This is a genomic window from Enterobacter cloacae complex sp. P47BA (genome assembly GCF_014930485.1).
GTDB lineage: Bacteria > Pseudomonadota > Gammaproteobacteria > Enterobacterales > Enterobacteriaceae > Enterobacter > Enterobacter bugandensis.
On sequence record NZ_JADBRF010000017.1, the window covers coordinates 108,732 to 126,019 of the forward strand.

The window sequence follows — 17,288 nt, forward strand, 5'->3', positions numbered from 1 at the left end:
TACCCGCATATAACTTATCCTTCTTATTGATTCTTTTTCGTTTTTTATTTCACCGCCTCGTTGTCGATATAGTCACTACAACATTCAGCAAAAGGAACTTTCTCGTGAAACGTCGATTGGGTGCTCTGGTTCTCGCTGGCCTGCTGCTGGCAGGGTGCGATCAAAGTGGCAGCGATGCCAAACACATAAAAGTGGGCGTCATCAACGGCGCTGAACAGGACGTGGCGGAAGTCGCCAAAAAGGTGGCAAAAGAAAAATATGGCCTGGACGTGGAGCTGGTCGGATTCAGCGGCTCGCTGTTGCCTAACGATGCCACTAACCAGGGAGAGCTGGATGCCAACGTTTTCCAGCATCGCCCGTTCCTTGCAGAAGATAACAAGGCGCATGGCTACAAGCTGGTGGCCGTGGCGAACACCTTTGTTTTCCCGATGGCTGGCTATTCCCGCAAAATCAAATCCGTCTCTGACCTGAAGGACGGGGCGACTATCGCCATTCCAAACGATCCGACCAACCTTGGCCGCGCGCTGCTGCTGCTGCAAAAAGAGAAGCTCATCACCCTGAAGCCGGACACCGGGCTACTGCCGACGGCGCTGGATATTACCGCCAACCCTAAGCAGCTGAAAATCATGGAACTGGAAGGGGCACAACTGCCGCGCGTGCTGGATGACCCGAAAGTGGATGTCGCCATCATCAGCACTACCTATATTCAGCAAACAGGGCTATCGCCGGTGCATGACAGCGTCTTTATTGAAGATAAAAACTCGCCGTACGTGAACATCGTGGTGACGCGCGAAGACAACAAAGACGCGGAGAACGTGAAGGCGTTTATCCAGTCGTATCAGTCACCGGAAGTGGCGAAAGCGGCAGAAACGATCTTTAACGGCGGGGCGGTGCCGGGCTGGTAAAGGTGCCGGCAGAAAACGCGGTGATGAAAATGGCCCAATTCCATCGGTAATCGCCCTTTAGCCCACAGCACCAATTGTGACGGCTGGCTATCCTCCTTATCACACCAACCGGAGGATAGCCCATGAACATTACCCAAATTCGCAATGCCACCCTGCTGATTACCTACGCCGGAAAACGTCTTTTAATCGACCCGATGCTGGCCCCGAAAGGCGCTTATCCGGGCTTTCCCGGTACGGCGCATGCCGAACGCCGTAACCCGACGGTCGAACTTCCCGTCGACGTCAATACGCTGCTGGACGCTGACGCGGTGATCGTCACCCATACCCATGACGATCACTGGGATCGCACCGCGGCAGAGCTGATCGCCAAAGACAAACCGATCTACGTGCAAAACGATCGTGACGCCGCGCTGCTGCGCAGCCAGGGATTTACCAACCTGACGATCATGACCGACGAGACCACCTTCGGGGAGGTTCGGATTGCGAAAACGTACGGCGGCCAGCACGGTACCGACCGCGCATACGCCGTGCCGGAGCTGGCGGAGCGGCTGGGCGAGGCCTGTGGCGTGGTGCTGCGTCATCCTGATGAGAAGACGCTCTATCTTGCCGGGGATACCATCTGGCGCGAAGAGGTGGCAGCCGATCTGCAAAAACACCAGCCAGATGTGGTGGTACTGAACGCCGGTTATGCCCACGTCATCGGCTTTGGGCCCATTATTATGGGGCAGGAGGACGTGCTCAACGTTCATTTCCTGCTGCCGCAGGCTAAAATCGTCGCGAGCCACATGGAGGCGATTAACCACTGCCTGTTGACCCGCAGCGCGCTGCGTGAGTACGTCGAAGCCAACCAGGTGAGCGATGTGGTGAGCATTCCCCAGGATGGCGAAACCGTTATATTCTGAGTGCGTTAACGGGAAAGGAGAGACAGATGTCGCTAATCAACGTCGCGATTGTCGCGGTAGACGGGTTTAGCCCGTTCCACTACTCCGTTCCCTGCATTCTGTTTGGTGATTCGGTCTCCGGCGAAAAGCGCTTTAACGTGACGATCTGCGCCGAAACGCCGGGGTTTCTTACCTCACAAGACGGGTTTGCCCTCAACGCCACGCAGGATTACACCGCCATCGGGCAGGCCGATATTGTTGTCGTTCCCTACTGGCAGCACGTCCTTGAACGGCCGCCTCAGGCGCTGCTCGACAGCCTGGTGTTGGCGAGAGACAACGGCGCGGAAATTGTCGGCCTGTGTCTGGGGTCGTTTGTGCTGGCCTGGGCGGGGATCCTCGACGGTAAACGGGCCGCCACCCACTGGGAGTTTGAACATCACTTCCAGTCGCTCTTTCCGAACGTCCAGCTGGATATCAATGCCCTCTACGTGGATGACGGCAATATCATCACCTCTGCCGGTACCGCGGCTGCGCTGGACTGCTGTCTGTACATCATTCGCCAGCGTTTTGGCAGCGTCGTCGCCAACCAGATTGCCCGTCGGATGATTGTCCCGCCCCATCGCGAGGGCGGGCAGGCGCAGTTCATCGCCCAGCCGGTTCCGAAAGATACCCGTGACGCACGTATTAACTGCCTGATCGACTACCTGCAGCAGCACATCACCGAACCGCATAGTCTGGACTCGATGGCGGAGGTGGTTTCGATGAGCCGCCGCACGCTGACCCGCCATTTTATTAAAGCCACGGGGATGAGCGTCGCCGACTGGCTTACCGCCGAACGCCTGCGGCGCAGCCAGATTTTGCTTGAAGCCGGAAATATGCCCGTTGAGAGCGTGGCGGAGCTGGTGGGATTTAATTCCGCCGTCACCTGGCGACAGCAGTTTAAGGCGCGCTTTGGGGTGAGCCCAGCGGAGTGGCGAAAGACGTTCCGTGTTCATCCGTCTTTATAATTCTGTCGCGATGGAATAAAAAGGCGTGGGGGACATTTTCGGGGTGACGGCTACGAACGCCCCTAACGAGCGCGCTTTAAACACCGTAATCTATTATTTTCTACTTTAGCGCCAGTGTCTTTTTAGCGTGGTCCTGTTTTTTTGCTGAAAATGCTGATGTATCAGACGGGTTACAAGACGCATCTCTTCCGGTTAAGATATTGCACGTTACTTTCCAGAAGAAAAGGTAGTGGCATGAACAATATTGAAACGCAGTTACTTGAATCAGGTTTCACCGTAAAAGAGTTAGCGTATCTGAACCGAAACATCAGTCGTTATGGTTCATCCTTGCTCGAGGTCGTGCTTGAGTTAGGTAAGCGATTTATCATGGTTCTGTGTATTACTGCGGCTGTGGCTCTGATTTTCCTGGCGCTTATTTTTTTCGCTGAACATTACAATCTTGTTTCCGGGGGCATCTCTCTTTTCATCGTGTTGGCGATTGTCTGGTTTTTTCAACCCCCGGTCATTACCTACAAAGCCTGGCGCTACAGAAAGAAATACATTAGTTCTGGCCAGACGCATTAGAAATTAAATCAAACGAGACTTTTGCAGAGACACCCCAGCCGACAATTTTCATAGTGAGCGCTGCGCGATTCATACCGTCGACCTTGCGGTAGAAATCCAGCGGGAGATAGCGAAACAGACGCCATGATTCGGGTTTTCGGATGGCGCCAAATACCGTATAGACGCTTGCTGCCAGGCTTACGCTGTTGAAGACTCCCAGTGCTGATTCACGTTTAAATCCCATAAACTGAGCGATATCCATGACGCCATCTGCCAGCATACCTTCAGAATTTGGTTGATGTTGAAGCGTTCTGTTAATTTCTTTTGAAATAGCATTTGCACCATCCATAACCAGAATCGCTCCTGCAAGCGCACCCACTGGATTCATTGTCATCATTGCACCAACGCCTGCAACAATCTGTAACCCGGAAAGTACAACCTTTATCGACGAGATAAAGTAACCGATGACTTTGTTATTTTCTTTAACCAGTTCAATCTGAGCAAAAAGCTGAGCTGTACGTGAGCGAAGCATTCTGCTTTGATCAAGAAGACTTTCGTTCTCAGCCCGGATGTTTTTCAGGCATTCCATGCACTCATCATGACTTCTGGCCGCCCGGGTAGCGCTAAACTGTTGCATTACAAATTGCCGAATATCATCCATAAATTTAATTCGTGCGAGTCCGTCGCTGAGATGTTGCCCTCCGACAATATTCGCAGTATTGATAAGCTTTCGGGCTTCAAGGTTAATCATTGTTTCAGCCCATGCACGGGTGTTCTGACCAGGGAAAAGTGCAATATCCATTTTAATTTTCTCATCTGATAACCAATGTTTACAGATTATCCAGCCAGCAGAAACTGACAACAATAAATTGGATAATGTATAGCGAGCCCTGAATTCGCTGAAGCATATACCTGCGGAAATCATCATCGTCGTTGATGGCGACCATGAGAGGGATGACTGGAGAAAAGTAATTAAGGAAACAAACACTTACCCCAGTCTCTCCACCCTCGTCTCCCCCTCCGCCATCGACAGCTGATACAGCGAAAACGATCTGTGCTTCTCAATCAACGTCGCCAGCTCCGGCGAGTGGCTGGTGAGCCAGATCTGCGAGTAGTGGCTGGCCTCGGCGATTAAGCTCGCCAGAGCGGGCAGCATCTGTGGGTGCAGGCTGTTTTCCGGTTCGTTTAACGCGATAAACGCCGGCGGGCGCGGGCTTAACAGCGCCACCGCCAGGCACAGAAAGCGCAGGGTGCCGTCGGAGAACTCCGCCGGTTCCAGCGGCCTGCTCAGCCCCTCGCGCTGCATCATCATGCGAAAATGTCCGCCGCTGTTGTCGCTGTAAAACACGCAGCCGGGGAAGGCCTGGTCAAGGATGCGCATCAGCAGCAGCTCGTCGCCAATCTCCACGATGGTCTGAAACGCCGCAGCCAGGTTGGCACCGTCGCTGGCCAGCACCGGGGAGCGGAAACCGACCTGCGGGGCGCGCATCGCCGAGCCGATTGATACAGAAAACTCATGATAAAAGCGCCAGTTACGCAGGGACTCGCGCATCTGCGACACTTCCGGGTAAAGGTGCGGTTCGCCAAGCTGCCCGAATACCGATTCGTTCTCGTACAGCGTGCCGCTGTGGGTCACTTTTTCATGATGCACGTTGTTCAGAAACACGGCCTGATTCCTGCGCTTCATCAGCTGTGACGAAGGACGACGGTGCTGGCCGCTCAGCCAGATGGACTCCTCTTTGATCACCGGGTCGAGCTGAAACTGTGAGGGATACGGCAGCTTCTCCACAAACCCGACCTGCAGCTCGTATTCGTAGGTCTCTGTTTCCACCGCCAGGTTCATCCGCCGCAGCTGGTCGCTGCGGGTTTTGCCTGCCCAGAACACCTTCAGAATGCCGCCCTCGTTCGCCAGCGCCTGGGAAAACAGCCCTTGCGCGGCGCTGTGCATCAGGTGTATCGCCTTGTAAATATTGGATTTTCCGGTGCCGTTCGGCCCGAAGACGATATTGAGCTGCTCCAGTTCCAGCGACATCTCGCGGATGGAGCGGTAGTTTTGTATGTGCAGGGTGTGGATCACAGGCAGGCCCCTTTTGCAGAATAAGCCTGTATATAATCACAGTCTTTAGATGAAATGCAAAAAAGAGACGACAGTGAGGATGTCGTCTAAACGGGGTACTGCTTTGGGCCTCTATGGGTCAATGGGGCCTTCGCATTTTTTTCATCACTTGACTGCCAGACGCAGACCCAAATCATCAGGATAGGGATCAAAGTAGTTTTGCGTCATCAGATACCGGTCGGGGTATTCGGCCAGGTAGTGCTTCAGCAGCGTGATCGGGGCGAGGATAGGCAACTGTCCGTTGCGATAGTGCAGGATCACGTCGCGCAGCTCGCCGCGCTGGCGGGTGTTGAGCTGGTTACGAAAATAGCCCTGAATATGCATCAGCACGTTGGTGTGATTCTTCCGTGAAGCAGGTTTTTTCAGGATGGTCATCAGCTTTTCCCGGTACGCCACGAAGAAGGCGTCCAGGTCTTCCCACTCGTGCAGCGAGGCAACGAACGGGCCAATCTCACGGTAGCCCGCCTGGTGGTGCGCCAGCAGCTGAAGCTTATAGCGGCTGTGGAAGTCCAGCAGCGCGCGGCGCGTCAGGCCATTTTTACGCAGCGTGTTAAGTTCGTGCAGCGCAAAAACGCGCTCGACGAAGTTTTCCCGCAGCACCGGGTCGTGCAGGCGTCCGTCCTCTTCAACGGGCAGCCACGGCAAGGTTTCAAGGAGGGCGGCGGTGAACAGCCCGACCCCCTCCTTGCGGCCCCGGTTGCCGTTTTCATCGTACAGGCGCACGCGTTCCATGCCGCAGCTTGGGGATTTTGCACAGACAACGAAGCCTGCGAGATCGCCGATTTTCGGCAAATAATCTGCCGCAAAGTCGGCCATTTTCTGCGTAACGTCTTCGTGAGGCGCGTGGCTGAAGCGCATCTGCGTTTCTCCGTCTGTCGTGACGATCAGACGCAGCGCCGGGCGAGGCGTCGGCAGGCCGATGGCCATCTCCGGGCAGACGGGCCTGAAATTCACCCACTGGGCCAGCTCATCCATGACGAAACCCATACGCTTATGTCCGCCGTCAAAGCGAACGGCGGATCCGGTCAAACATCCGCTAATACCGAGCACAGGTTTCGTTGTCATGGTGTTGTCCTCCCGTTCATATAACTAAAACTTACACAACATGACTAATTTGTCCAAGTATTCGCGGAACTATTTTTTATAATCCTTTAAAATCAATGCCTCTTAACTGCCCTTGTAGGTCGAGTAGCCGTACTGGCTAAGCAGAAGCGGGATGTGCAGCTTTTCGTTGGTGCGGGTCACGGTAAACAGCACCGGGATCTCCGGGAAGAAGGTGTCCAGCTTTTTGCCGTGGAAGTACTCTGCGGTTTTAAAGGTCACTTTATACACGCCAGGCTGCATGTCCTGGTCCTGCGGATAGAGCGATTTGATACGGCCATCGTGGTCGGTTTTGCCGCTGGCAATCGGGGTCCATTTGTTCTGCTGCTGCTTCTCCAGCGTAACGGTAACGTCTGATGGCGGCATTCCGGTTTGCTGGTCAAGAATGTGGACGCTTAGCGTGCCGGCAGGGGCGCTAAAGGCGTCAGGGGCAAAGGCCATCGAGGCCAGGATCAGCAGAGGGGCAGTTTTTTTCATGGTGTTTTCCTGTTGAGTTATTCGTCACAGGAAAACGTTAGCATCTGCGGCGCGGGAAAATATTCAACTTTTCGTGAAGATTCCCGCAGGAGAAAATTATCAGAGGATAATTACTTCAAGCGATACCTGCTGCTGCCACTGCTCCACCTGCTTTTTCCGCCCGGCGGTGAGCTTGCCGCTGGTGACCAGCAGCCATTTCCGCTCCGGGAAAATCTCCGGCGCCAGCGCGTCAGGGGGAACCGGCAGGATGTCGATGCGGTGGCCCTGCCCGGTGCGCGTTAGGGCTTCGAGCCAGATCTCGCATGGGTCGTTCAGGTGCCAGCCGCTGAGCAGAATATTGTCGCCCGGCGCTTTTTTATCGCCTTCGAGGCAAAACGAGGTGTAGGCGATGATGATGCCGTCGAGGATCGCGCGCAGGGTCATGGCGGCGGCGACGTTAGCCGAGACCTGGCTGCGCAGCGGACGCAGTACGTTCGCGACCAGTTCCGGCCTTGGGTACTCGCGCCCGGCATCGTAAATCATCTGGCGCAGGGACTCGACTTTGCCGTCCTGCAGGCGTTGCAGCATGCTCTGCTGCAGCGTTTGCCAGTTGTTGGTCCGCCCCGGCGTCGGGCGTTCCAGCAGCGGTTTGACCTGGCCGATCGGGACGCCTTTTTTTACCCAGTCGAGGATTTTGAGCGCCTGCTGGACGTCCTCATCGCTGTACTGGCGGTGACCGCCTTCCGTGCGCTGTGGCTTGAGTAAACCGTAGCGACGCTGCCACGCCCGCAGGGTGGTGGCGGTGATGCCGCTGAGTCTGGCGAATTCGCCGATGGAGTAAGCCATGTCCGTGTCCAGGGTGGAGGAATACTCTCAATATACTACGAATTTTCCCGAACGGGATGAAGCGCCAAAACGGTGCACTACACTTAACATCCAACCGTGCAAATGAAAGGAATTCTCATGAAGCTATGGCCTGTTGTGACCGGTGTTGCGATTGCCCTGACGCTGGTCGCCTGTAAATCCCCCACGCCGCCGAAAGGCGTGCAGCCTATTACCCACTTTGACGCCAGCCGCTATCTCGGCAAATGGTACGAAGTCGCCCGTCTGGAAAACCGCTTTGAACGCGGTCTGGAGCAGGTGACGGCGACCTACGGCGAGCGCAGCGACGGCGGCATCAGCGTGCTTAACCGGGGTTTTGATCCGGTGAAGAACAAGTGGAATGAGAGCGAGGGCAAAGCCTACTTTACCGGCGAGCCGACCACCGCCGCGCTGAAGGTATCGTTCTTCGGCCCGTTCTACGGCGGGTATAACGTGATCAGGCTGGACGATAAGTACCAGTACGCGCTGGTGAGCGGCCCGAACCGCGACTATCTGTGGATCTTGTCACGCACGCCGACCATCCCGGATGCGGTAAAGCAGGATTATCTGAACACCGCACGCAGTCTGGGCTTCCGGGTTGATCAGCTGGTATGGGTGAAGCAGTAAAAATCGTGCTTTCTTCCTGGGGCATTACTGGCTCGCCTGGATAGACTTCCGTTAAAAGCCTAACGGAGAAAGACGACATGAACGGGCGAGCGGAGTTGCCATCCCGGTGGGGAGCGTTACAGCAGCTACAGGATATTCACCTTGCGGCAGGCGTGCCGATGGAAAACGTCACCGTGGTGGTACCGAGGAATGGGGTGATGGGGACAGATCGCAAAGAGTGGATTGAAATAGTTCGGTTTTCTAATCATGATCCCCCCATGAAAATAGAAACCGCACTCCCAAGACACTTTGAACGTCTGGTTGCGATCTGGGAATCTTCCGTTCGCGCCACCCATCACTTTCTACAAGAAAGCGATATTGCGGCGCTGCGCCCGTTATTGCTCAACGCCTATCTGCCTAACCTCAAGGTCGTGATTGCTCGCGATGAGGCAGGCGTTATTCACGGCTTTTTGGGCGTGGATGAACACCGCATTGAAATGTTGTTTGTTGACGACGCGAGCCGCGGGAAGGGCGTCGGAAAATTGTTGCTAAAACACGCCATCGCCGAGTTTGGCGTAAACGAAGTGGACGTGAATGAGCAGAACCCGCAGGGCGTCGCATTTTATCGACATATGGGGTTTGAGCAGGTCGGACGCTCGGAACTGGACGGGCAGGGGAATCCGTTTCCGTTGTTGCATATGCGGTTGGGTGGACAGGCTTAACTCCCCGTTCCTGTGGAAGAGGGAGTCTGCGAACTAGTTGCTGGTAATTTGCCCGATGATTACTCCACGCACTTTTTCGTCATCGAAGGAATAAGAGACTGTATTACTCTGGATGAATCCATCCTGCACTGGCGTCTCATGATAAAAGAGCATCGCTTTCTTTGTGGCGAGCTCCTTATTACCGAACAGTTTAACTAAATTCCCGTGAGTAGCATTCAACAATGGAACATTAGCGACTGAGACTCTGACTGGTTCCGTTGTTTTTGCACACTCTTTATGAATCCCATCCCTGGCTATGGCTAGTGCCGTTAGCAATCCTGCACCCATTTCGTTATCCGAGATGAACCAGTAATTCGTGCCATCGTCGTCATGGAGGCAGATCCAGCGCGCGGAACGGTCTTTCTCAACGGGTGAACCGGTGATGTCTGACAGGTGAGTAACCTCCATTTGTACGGTTTTCTTACCGATGGTAATAGTGGGATAGAGAGGCACTTTTGTGGGTTCTTCCGGCGTTGTTCCATCATCCTGATAATACCTGGCTGCGAATCCGGACATTTGGGCTGCTGATGCATTTTGAACCAAGAAAAGAAGTGCAGCCAAAATTAGCAGTACTTTCATTTTATATACTCTAATACGTAGCACGGTTATTCCATTCGTCAGTGTAGAGAATGTTCCCTTCGCAATGCTTCCATGTAATCTTCTCGTAACGGAGTTGAATATCTTCGAGATGCGTGCTTGTCAAGCCGGTGGGATGCAGCAGGGGTGATATAGAGGTGATCTTCACGTTCTCCATTATCATATTGAAATACTCACTCTCAACGCCCTGGTCAATAATTCGATACATTTTCAATTCTGCTTTTTTTAATGTTCTTCCTTCACACATAGCACGATATAAAACAGGCGTTGCAGCATCAAATTCCTTATGCAAATTTAAGGGGGAATGAACTCTCGTGCCTGTCAAACGACCAGTATGCGAGCTCTCAGGGATCCATACCTGATGGATAACTGAACGGATTTCAAACGATCCTAATCTCGCTGGCAGTAAGGATGGACCAACTATGGGCGAGCCATTTTCATCAAACAACCACAGATGTGCGGGAATTGACATAATTTACTCCTGTTAAATAGTAATTATCTTTTTTTACGTAAAAGGATATTGAGGCCTACAATAATTACAACTGACCATGTTGCATTCATTGCGATTTTTTCGGGTAGCCAGGTTATGGCAAATAGTGAAAATATTACGACGAATAAAAGGGGAGTTGCGCCTCTCAGGAAAAATATGAGTTGGCCTTTTAGCCAGTCTTTAATAGCTTTAATCATCCCTTTATCATCCTTGAAATCGCGTATGCAATGTCGCTGTCTGAAGCATAGGCTTGGTTAAGTATGGGGGACCTCATTATTATGGGCTCAATCAAGAAAAACATCATTTCAAGCTCTTCCTGATAAAGGAGATTATAGTAATAAGCATTATAATTTTTTAGATGGTTGGCGCTTCTGGATGCTTGCTCAACGATGCCATAAACTTTTAAACCAAGGACAGCATAAGTAGAAAACGATGTGATCTTTTCTTTCATCCAAATGTTGGTATGAACACTACTACAAATTGCAATAGTTGCCGAATATATAAAAGCCTGGCTGGAGAGCATCGATGATGAAATTGATATGCCTAAATACATAAGATTTCGTTGTATGTTATGTATTCTTTTTTCACTCTTGTTGCTTAATAGACTTTTAATATAAATATAGAGCATCTTAAAGATAACTTCTCTGTGTTTTATTAACTGGACGATACCTATCAAAAATCTGGAGTCTTCTTTGCGTAATCGTAAACATACGTCCTGATAGTTTTCAGTAAAGCACGAAAGTTGATAGCTTAATCGTGTTGCCCCATCATCTAACAGTTGTGCTTGCTTTAATACTTCATCTTTTACGCCAGTTAAGGCATGTTCTAACTTTAAAGCCAATATTTTATGTGCATCTATTGATGTTATTAATGAGTCGCTATAATACATATTGCACCCTTTAACAGTAAACATAGGCACAAGTTTCTATTAATATTGTAGTTCTGCTGTGATGCATATCGCAATAATTTATCTTTAATAAAAAATAAAAATATTTTAACCTTCGTATTATATTTATTGTGAATAATTGTTGGCTATTAATTTAGATATTGTATGAGCGTGAGAATGAAGGGGTTAGATCCGTTGTATATTATTTTACTAGCCGTATGGCCGGAAAAGGTGAAACTGGGTGCCACGAGCTGAGCGTAACTACGAGTGTTGCTTTGAGATTGTAGTGATTTCTCACTGGAAATTTGATGTCTCCTTTCCTGGCCAACTATCCGGAATTGCCGGATAGTTGAATGCTGATCAATTTCGCCATCAGAAAATCTTTTTTTGAGATGCTAATTGATGGTTCGAACAGGGAGATTGGGTTGCGTCTTTATCTGCATGTCGTCTCCCCATCTACATCGTCTAACGCGCCTGGCTGGTTGTATGCCAGAAAAAGCCGCTAAGCCAGGTGGTTTGTATTTGATTTTGCGAGGCGCTTTCCAGGATGCTGAATTTGAATCGCTGCGAGTGCATTCTCTATCTCAACGAGCTTTGCCTTCGTCCGTTTATAATCGTCCTGCAACCGCTGCTCCTGCTCGTTATACGCCACCAGAACTATGCACCCTTTCATCACCTTGACCGTGATCTGCTGTCCGGTATCAAAGCCCGCCGCGCGCAGCCACTTGCCGGACAGAATGATATTGGGCGTGGATTTGTCGAAAACATTCGGGCGATATCCCACAATTAACGAACGCTCGGTTCCGGATTGGTCGGTGTCTGGGGTAGAATGCGAATCAGCCATAATCAACTCCTGGATAGTTGGTGAGGTTAGCTCTCGTCCGGTATTGCAAGTACCTGGCGAGGGCGTTTCAATGTGAGGTTTTCGTATGTTAAGGTACGTACCTCAGTGAAGATATCTTGCTCTTGTAGGTACGTACATGTCAACAGTTAAACGCGACCCTAACAAATCTAAATCCGGAAAAGCACCGACGTTTCAGATTCGTATTACGCCGGAGTTGAAGGCGCAGTTTGAGGAGGCTGCGAAGGCTGAAGGGATGAGTTTGGGGAATTGGCTCAAAACCTTGGGAAGAAATAAATTACTAAAGCTAGGTATTGAGCCAAAAATGTAAGTTAATTTATGACGTTTTTTGCCCATCAGATGTTTCAGGAAACGAAATGACATCCATTTTTAATGCAGTTTCACCAGAAAAAATTGAAGCTAGTCCTTTGCGAATTTTTTGGTTATCTAAATTCATTTGTCCATGCGCAACAGGTATATAAATTGCGTTCTGCAAATGGACCCGATCAAAATCGTAACCTATATCTTCAGCCATAACAGAAAGTAAATTCACAAAAAGTCTATCGCTAGTCTGATTCCACAACGTATTGCCACTTTCATTTTCTGGACAATGTGTACACAAATGAGTGAAATATTCTTTCCATGCATCAAGGACTTTTTTCTCTGATTTTGTTCTTTTACTTATACTCCCTTTTATATCGCCATAAAAAGCTAGGTCGATCATATTTAGGGCTCTGACATGCTCATTGGAAAGGCGGGCCGCTGCTGATCGTGTTGCCATAAGCTCGGTGAATATATTAACTTTTATGTTTCTTTTTTCTGAATGCTTTTCGATAATCTTTTGCACTCTAACTGCAAGTAAGGGACTGAAAAGAGTTGCAAAGATAGTAGCGATAGCCAGTGCCCAGTTCATGTCTTTTCCTTAATTTTGAAGGTTATGACAACTGAAATGAAATAAATTTTTGAAGATAAGATGAGCATTTTTGGCGGAAGATCACAGGAGTCGAACCTGCCCGGGAACGCTGGCGCCCCCAACTGGATTTGAAGTCCAGCCACCTCACCGGAGATGACGATCTTCCGCGCCTCGATTGCTACATGGAGGCGGGGCGCATTATAGCTACTTTCAGGCATTTACCACATACCCCACACCACTTTTTTCACCTCTCTTTTGACCTGTACCCCCCTGTTTCAGCTAATTCCTAAGAAAATCCTCAGGTTAGCCTTTTGTGCTCTCCAACATTTATCGCGATCACAAAAAACAAGAAACGTAATCTGCTAACCAGAAAACGCAATACCCGCCTTTGAAACAATGGTTTAAAACCAATGCAACCGGTCTCAGCGCCCCCTACAGCGTGAAGGATAAAAAATATGAGCGAAGTATTGTCAGTAAAAGAGAAGATTGGCTATGGCATGGGTGACGCCGCCAGCCACATCATTTTTGATAACGTCATGTTGTACATGATGTTTTTCTACACCGATATTTTCGGCATTCCCGCCGGGTTTGTCGGCACCATGTTCCTGCTGGCCCGCGCGCTGGATGCGATCTCTGACCCGTGCATGGGGCTGATTGCCGACCGCACCCGCAGCCGCTGGGGCAAGTTCCGTCCGTGGATTTTGTTCGGTGCCATCCCGTTCGGCATCGTCTGCGTGCTGGCCTACACCACGCCGGACCTCAGTCTCAACGGCAAAATGGTTTACGCCGCCGTGACTTACACCCTGCTGACCCTGCTCTATACCGTGGTCAACATCCCGTACTGCGCGCTGGGCGGGGTAATCACCAGCGACCCGACACAGCGTATCTCCCTTCAGTCCTGGCGCTTCGTGCTGGCGACGGCGGGTGGCATGCTCTCCACGGTGCTGATGATGCCGCTGGTTAAGTTGATTGGCGGCGAAGATAAGGCGTTCGGCTTCCAGGGCGGGATCGCTGTGCTGTCGGTGGTCGCGTTCCTGATGCTGGCGTTCTGCTTCTTCACCACCAAAGAGCGCATCCAGGTACCGCCGAGCACGACCTCCATGCGTGAAGATCTGCGTGATATCTGGCAAAACGACCAGTGGCGCATCGTGGGCGTGCTCACCATCCTCAATATCCTCGCCGTCTGCGTGCGCGGCGGCGCGATGATGTACTACTGCACCTGGATCATGGGATCGCCGGAGGTGTTCGTCGCATTCCTCACCACCTACTGCGTCGGCAACCTGATCGGCTCCGCGCTGGCGAAACCGCTCACCGACTGGAAGTGCAAGGTCAGCATCTTCTGGTGGACCAACGCCGCGCTGGCGGTGGTCAGCGTGGCGATGTTCTTCGTCCCGATGCACGCCACCGTGCTGATGTTCGTCTTTATCTTCGTTATCGGCGTGCTGCACCAACTGGTGACGCCAATCCAGTGGGTAATGATGTCCGATACCGTCGACTACGGCGAATGGACCAACGGCAAACGCCTGACCGGCATCAGCTTCGCGGGCACGCTGTTCGTGCTGAAGCTCGGCCTGGCGCTGGGCGGGGCGATGATCGGCTGGATGCTGGCAGGCGGCGGCTACGACGCGGCGGCCAAAACCCAGAACAGCGCGACCATCAGTATCATTATCGGCCTGTTTACGCTGGCGCCGGCGATCTGCTACGTGCTGAGCGCCATTATCGCCAAACGCTACTACACGCTGAAAACCCCCTTCCTGACCAAAATCCTGGGCGAGCTGGCGCAGGGCGCGCGCCGCAATCAGCAGGATTTTGAAAACCTGCCGGTCAGTAAAGAATTGCAGAACTAAGAGGACGAAAGCATGAAAATCAGTGATGGAAACTGGCTTATTCAACCGGGCCTGAATGTGACCTATCCGGTTCAGGTGTTCGACGTGGAGCAGCAGGGCAATGACCTGGTGGTGTATGTTGCGCCGCGCGACGTGTGTGAGCGCACCTGGCAGCTCGACACGTTGATGTTCACGGTGCGTCTGTTTTCCCCGCAGGAAGGGATTGTCGGGGTGCGCATCGAGCACTTCCAGGGCGCGCTGAACAACGGCCCGCACTATCCGCTGAACGTTCTGAAAGACGTGAAGGTCGAGACTGAAAACAACGCCGAATTTGCCGAGCTGAAAAGCGGCAGCGTCAGCGTGCGCGTCACCAAAGGCGAGTTCTGGGCGCTGGATTTCCTGCGCAACGGGCAGCGCATTACCGGCAGCCAGCTGAAAAACAACGGCTACGTGCAGGACAGTAACGCCGACCGTAATTACGTTTTTGAGCGTCTGGATCTGGGCGTGGGGGAAACGGTCTACGGCCTGGGCGAGCGCTTCACCGCGCTGGTGCGCAACGGCCAGACGGTCGAAACCTGGAACCGCGACGGCGGCACCAGCACCGAGCAGTCCTACAAAAATATCCCGTTCTACCTGACCAACCGCGGCTACGGCGTGCTGGTGAATCACCCGGAAAACGTCTCGTTTGAAGTCGGCTCCGAGAAAGTGTCCAAAGTGCAGTTCAGCGTCGAAGGGGAATATCTCGAGTATTTCGTGATCGACGGCCCGACGCCAAAAGAGGTGCTGAACCGCTATACGCAGCTCACCGGGCGCCCGGCGCTGCCGCCGGCGTGGTCGTTCGGCCTGTGGCTGACCACGTCGTTCACCACCAACTACGACGAAGCGACGGTCAACAGCTTTATCGACGGCATGGCCGAACGCGACCTGCCGCTGCATGTGTTCCACTTCGACTGCTTCTGGATGAAGGCCTTCCAGTGGTGCGACTTCGAGTGGGACCCGGTGACCTTCCCGGATCCGGAAGGGATGATCCGCCGCCTGAAAGAGAAAGGGCTGAAGGTCTGCGTGTGGATTAACCCGTACATCGGCCAGAAATCCCCGATCTTCCAGGAGCTGAAAGAGAAGGGCTACCTGCTCAAGCGCCCGGACGGCTCTCTGTGGCAGTGGGACAAATGGCAGCCGGGGCTGGCGATTTACGACTTCACCAATCCGGACGCATGCCGGTGGTATGCCGACAAGCTTAAAGGCCTGGTGGATATCGGCGTTGACTGCTTCAAGACCGACTTCGGCGAGCGTATCCCGACGGACGTGCAGTGGTTCGACGGGTCCGATCCGCAGAAGATGCACAACCACTACGCCTACATTTATAACGAACTGGTGTGGAACGTGCTGAAAGAGACCGTCGGCGAAGAGGAGGCGGTGCTGTTTGCTCGCTCGGCGTCCGTCGGGGCGCAACAGTTCCCGGTACACTGGGGCGGCGACTGCTACGCCAACTACGAGTCGATGGCGGAAAGCCTGCGCGGTGGGCTGTCGATTGGCCTGTCCGGCTTCGGGTTCTGGAGCCACGATATCGGCGGGTTCGAAAACACCGCTCCGGCGCACGTCTATAAACGCTGGTGCGCGTTCGGGCTGTTCTCCAGCCACAGCCGTCTGCACGGCAGCAAATCCTACCGCGTGCCGTGGGCGTACGATGACGAGTCCTGCGACGTGGTGCGCCACTTCACGCAGCTGAAGTGTCAGCTGATGCCGTACCTGTACCGTCAGGCGGCGCTGGCCCGCGAGTTCGGCACGCCGATGCTGCGCGCGATGATGCTGGAGTTCCCGGACGATCCGGCGTGCGATTACCTCGACCGTCAATACATGCTGGGGGATGCCCTGATGGTCGCTCCGGTGTTCTCCGAGGCGGGCGACGTGCAGTTCTACCTGCCGGAAGGCCGTTGGACCCACCTGTGGCACAACGATGAAATCCATGGCAGCCGCTGGCATAAGCAGCAGCACGATTTTATGAGCCTGCCGGTCTACGTGCGCGACAATACGCTGCTGGCGCTGGGCAACAATAACCAGAAGCCGGACTACGCGTGGAACGAGGGGACGGCCTTCCAGCTGTTTAACCTGGAGGATGGCGCAGCGGCGGTGAGCGAAGTGCCTGCGGCGGACGGGTCTGTGGCATTTACGCTGAAGGCATCGCGTCAGGGCGACATCGTGACCTTTACCGGCGCGGGTGACGCGCAAAACTGGTCGGTGTGCTTGCGCAACGTGCAGAAGGTGAGTGGCGTGAAAGGCGGCTCGCACGCGGGCAGCGAGTGGGGTGTGGTGGTGAAAGCGGAGAGGGATGAGGTGGTGGTTCAGCTCTGAGGTGGAAAATGCCCGGTGGCGCTTCGCTTACCGGGCCTAAGGTAATTAAGCGCTCTGATGCCCTCACCCTGACCCTCTCCCACAGGGCTGAGGGATCCCCAGTAATATGGTCATGCCTCCATGACCATATTACTGTACTCTTTTCC

At 53.0% G+C, this 17,288-nt stretch carries 19 protein-coding genes and 1 tRNA gene; 9 read left to right on the forward strand and 11 right to left on the reverse strand.

Features of this window, described 5'->3' with window-relative positions; genetic code table 11:
• Positions 1-104 precede the first annotated feature (104 nt).
• The 4 genes from nlpA to IM299_RS17380 all read left to right on the forward strand — a co-directional run bounded on the left by nlpA (position 105) and on the right by IM299_RS17380 (position 3,357).
• On the forward strand, positions 105-905 hold the full coding sequence (gene nlpA / locus IM299_RS17365) for a lipoprotein NlpA (protein WP_028014989.1): 801 nt from the start codon (positions 105-107) through the stop codon (positions 903-905).
• Positions 906-1,027: 122 nt separating this feature from the next.
• Entirely contained in the window at positions 1,028-1,807 is a 780-nt protein-coding gene (locus IM299_RS17370; protein ID WP_041911690.1) for an MBL fold metallo-hydrolase, read from the forward strand.
• A gap of 26 nt (positions 1,808-1,833) precedes the next feature.
• A complete protein-coding gene (locus IM299_RS17375) occupies positions 1,834-2,793 on the forward strand; it encodes a GlxA family transcriptional regulator (RefSeq protein ID WP_193357862.1) in 960 nt (319 codons plus the stop codon).
• Between the two features lie 234 nt (positions 2,794-3,027).
• Positions 3,028-3,357 carry a hypothetical protein gene (locus IM299_RS17380; protein ID WP_041911688.1) on the forward strand — a complete coding sequence of 110 codons (330 nt, stop codon included), beginning with the start codon at positions 3,028-3,030 and terminating at the stop codon, positions 3,355-3,357.
• Here the strand turns inward: IM299_RS17380 and IM299_RS17385 are convergent.
• The 5 genes from IM299_RS17385 to IM299_RS17405 form a co-directional block, all read right to left on the reverse strand.
• Complete coding sequence (locus tag IM299_RS17385) at positions 3,335-4,138, reverse strand: DUF4225 domain-containing protein (protein WP_041911687.1); 804 nt, start codon at positions 4,136-4,138, stop codon at positions 3,335-3,337. The genes IM299_RS17380 and IM299_RS17385 overlap by 23 nt on opposite strands.
• Positions 4,139-4,324: 186 nt before the next feature.
• On the reverse strand, positions 4,325-5,413 hold the full coding sequence (locus IM299_RS17390; RefSeq protein WP_193357863.1) for an AAA family ATPase: 1,089 nt from the start codon (positions 5,411-5,413) through the stop codon (positions 4,325-4,327).
• A 144-nt stretch (positions 5,414-5,557) separates the two neighbouring features.
• On the reverse strand, positions 5,558-6,517 hold the full coding sequence (locus IM299_RS17395; RefSeq protein ID WP_047366895.1) for a DUF523 and DUF1722 domain-containing protein: 960 nt from the start codon (positions 6,515-6,517) through the stop codon (positions 5,558-5,560).
• Between the two features lie 102 nt (positions 6,518-6,619).
• On the reverse strand, positions 6,620-7,030 hold the full coding sequence (gene uraH, locus IM299_RS17400) for a hydroxyisourate hydrolase (RefSeq protein WP_193357864.1): 411 nt from the start codon (positions 7,028-7,030) through the stop codon (positions 6,620-6,622).
• 99 nt (positions 7,031-7,129) lie between these two features.
• A complete protein-coding gene (locus IM299_RS17405; RefSeq protein WP_028014996.1) occupies positions 7,130-7,855 on the reverse strand; it encodes a MerR family transcriptional regulator in 726 nt (241 codons plus the stop codon).
• 117 nt (positions 7,856-7,972) lie between these two features.
• Between IM299_RS17405 and IM299_RS17410 the strand changes: the two genes are divergently transcribed.
• Both IM299_RS17410 and IM299_RS17415 read left to right on the forward strand, forming a co-directional pair.
• Positions 7,973-8,497 (forward strand): lipocalin family protein, encoded by a 525-nt coding sequence (locus IM299_RS17410; RefSeq protein ID WP_028014997.1) that lies wholly within the window; start codon positions 7,973-7,975, stop codon positions 8,495-8,497.
• A 257-nt stretch (positions 8,498-8,754) separates the two neighbouring features.
• Entirely contained in the window at positions 8,755-9,198 is a 444-nt protein-coding gene (locus IM299_RS17415) for an acetyltransferase (RefSeq protein ID WP_048957747.1), read from the forward strand.
• A gap of 33 nt (positions 9,199-9,231) precedes the next feature.
• Here the strand turns inward: IM299_RS17415 and IM299_RS17420 are convergent, their stop codons facing one another.
• From IM299_RS17420 to IM299_RS17435, 4 genes are all read right to left on the reverse strand, one after another.
• A complete protein-coding gene (locus IM299_RS17420) occupies positions 9,232-9,816 on the reverse strand; it encodes a hypothetical protein (protein WP_227013156.1) in 585 nt (194 codons plus the stop codon).
• Positions 9,817-9,826: 10 nt separating this feature from the next.
• Entirely contained in the window at positions 9,827-10,306 is a 480-nt protein-coding gene (locus tag IM299_RS17425; protein WP_193357865.1) for a type VI secretion system tube protein Hcp, read from the reverse strand.
• Between the two features lie 211 nt (positions 10,307-10,517).
• Positions 10,518-11,213, reverse strand: a complete 696-nt coding sequence (locus IM299_RS17430; protein WP_193357866.1) for a hypothetical protein — start codon at positions 11,211-11,213, stop codon at positions 10,518-10,520.
• 499 nt (positions 11,214-11,712) lie between these two features.
• Entirely contained in the window at positions 11,713-12,054 is a 342-nt protein-coding gene (locus tag IM299_RS17435; protein ID WP_104949770.1) for a SymE family type I addiction module toxin, read from the reverse strand.
• A 136-nt stretch (positions 12,055-12,190) separates the two neighbouring features.
• Between IM299_RS17435 and IM299_RS17440 the strand changes: the two genes are divergently transcribed.
• Complete coding sequence (locus IM299_RS17440; RefSeq protein WP_104949769.1) at positions 12,191-12,382, forward strand: toxin-antitoxin system HicB family antitoxin; 192 nt, start codon at positions 12,191-12,193, stop codon at positions 12,380-12,382.
• 6 nt (positions 12,383-12,388) lie between these two features.
• Here the strand turns inward: IM299_RS17440 and IM299_RS17445 are convergent, their stop codons facing one another.
• Both IM299_RS17445 and IM299_RS17450 read right to left on the reverse strand, forming a co-directional pair.
• Positions 12,389-12,964 (reverse strand): DUF6680 family protein, encoded by a 576-nt coding sequence (locus IM299_RS17445; protein WP_104949768.1) that lies wholly within the window; start codon positions 12,962-12,964, stop codon positions 12,389-12,391.
• A gap of 71 nt (positions 12,965-13,035) precedes the next feature.
• A tRNA-Sec gene (locus tag IM299_RS17450) sits at positions 13,036-13,130 on the reverse strand.
• A 289-nt stretch (positions 13,131-13,419) separates the two neighbouring features.
• Between IM299_RS17450 and IM299_RS17455 the strand changes: the two genes are divergently transcribed.
• Both IM299_RS17455 and yicI read left to right on the forward strand, forming a co-directional pair.
• The gene (locus tag IM299_RS17455; protein WP_150145118.1) at positions 13,420-14,811 is read left to right on the forward strand and encodes a glycoside-pentoside-hexuronide family transporter; all 1,392 of its coding nucleotides are present in this window, start codon (positions 13,420-13,422) and stop codon (positions 14,809-14,811) included.
• Between the two features lie 12 nt (positions 14,812-14,823).
• Complete coding sequence (gene yicI / locus IM299_RS17460; protein ID WP_193357867.1) at positions 14,824-17,142, forward strand: alpha-xylosidase; 2,319 nt, start codon at positions 14,824-14,826, stop codon at positions 17,140-17,142.
• The last annotated feature ends 146 nt before the right edge of the window (positions 17,143-17,288 follow it).

What these genes read in the sequence shown, in the direction of transcription:
- IM299_RS17370 (WP_041911690.1), top strand. Translation starts at nt 1,028, where the DNA reads ATGAACATTACCCAAATTCGCAATGCCACCCTGCTGATTACCTACGCC.
- IM299_RS17375 (WP_193357862.1), top strand. Translation starts at nt 1,834, where the DNA reads ATGTCGCTAATCAACGTCGCGATTGTCGCGGTAGACGGGTTTAGCCCG.
- IM299_RS17380 (WP_041911688.1), top strand. Translation starts at nt 3,028, where the DNA reads ATGAACAATATTGAAACGCAGTTACTTGAATCAGGTTTCACCGTAAAA.
- IM299_RS17385 (WP_041911687.1), bottom strand. Translation starts at nt 4,138, where the DNA reads ATGGATATTGCACTTTTCCCTGGTCAGAACACCCGTGCATGGGCTGAA.
- IM299_RS17395 (WP_047366895.1), bottom strand. Translation starts at nt 6,517, where the DNA reads ATGACAACGAAACCTGTGCTCGGTATTAGCGGATGTTTGACCGGATCC.
- uraH (WP_193357864.1), bottom strand. Translation starts at nt 7,030, where the DNA reads ATGAAAAAAACTGCCCCTCTGCTGATCCTGGCCTCGATGGCCTTTGCC.
- IM299_RS17405 (WP_028014996.1), bottom strand. Translation starts at nt 7,855, where the DNA reads ATGGCTTACTCCATCGGCGAATTCGCCAGACTCAGCGGCATCACCGCC.
- IM299_RS17410 (WP_028014997.1), top strand. Translation starts at nt 7,973, where the DNA reads ATGAAGCTATGGCCTGTTGTGACCGGTGTTGCGATTGCCCTGACGCTG.
- IM299_RS17415 (WP_048957747.1), top strand. Translation starts at nt 8,755, where the DNA reads ATGAAAATAGAAACCGCACTCCCAAGACACTTTGAACGTCTGGTTGCG.
- IM299_RS17420 (WP_227013156.1), bottom strand. Translation starts at nt 9,816, where the DNA reads ATGAAAGTACTGCTAATTTTGGCTGCACTTCTTTTCTTGGTTCAAAAT.
- IM299_RS17425 (WP_193357865.1), bottom strand. Translation starts at nt 10,306, where the DNA reads ATGTCAATTCCCGCACATCTGTGGTTGTTTGATGAAAATGGCTCGCCC.
- IM299_RS17430 (WP_193357866.1), bottom strand. Translation starts at nt 11,213, where the DNA reads ATGTATTATAGCGACTCATTAATAACATCAATAGATGCACATAAAATA.
- IM299_RS17435 (WP_104949770.1), bottom strand. Translation starts at nt 12,054, where the DNA reads ATGGCTGATTCGCATTCTACCCCAGACACCGACCAATCCGGAACCGAG.
- IM299_RS17440 (WP_104949769.1), top strand. Translation starts at nt 12,191, where the DNA reads ATGTCAACAGTTAAACGCGACCCTAACAAATCTAAATCCGGAAAAGCA.
- IM299_RS17445 (WP_104949768.1), bottom strand. Translation starts at nt 12,964, where the DNA reads ATGAACTGGGCACTGGCTATCGCTACTATCTTTGCAACTCTTTTCAGT.
- IM299_RS17455 (WP_150145118.1), top strand. Translation starts at nt 13,420, where the DNA reads ATGAGCGAAGTATTGTCAGTAAAAGAGAAGATTGGCTATGGCATGGGT.
- yicI (WP_193357867.1), top strand. Translation starts at nt 14,824, where the DNA reads ATGAAAATCAGTGATGGAAACTGGCTTATTCAACCGGGCCTGAATGTG.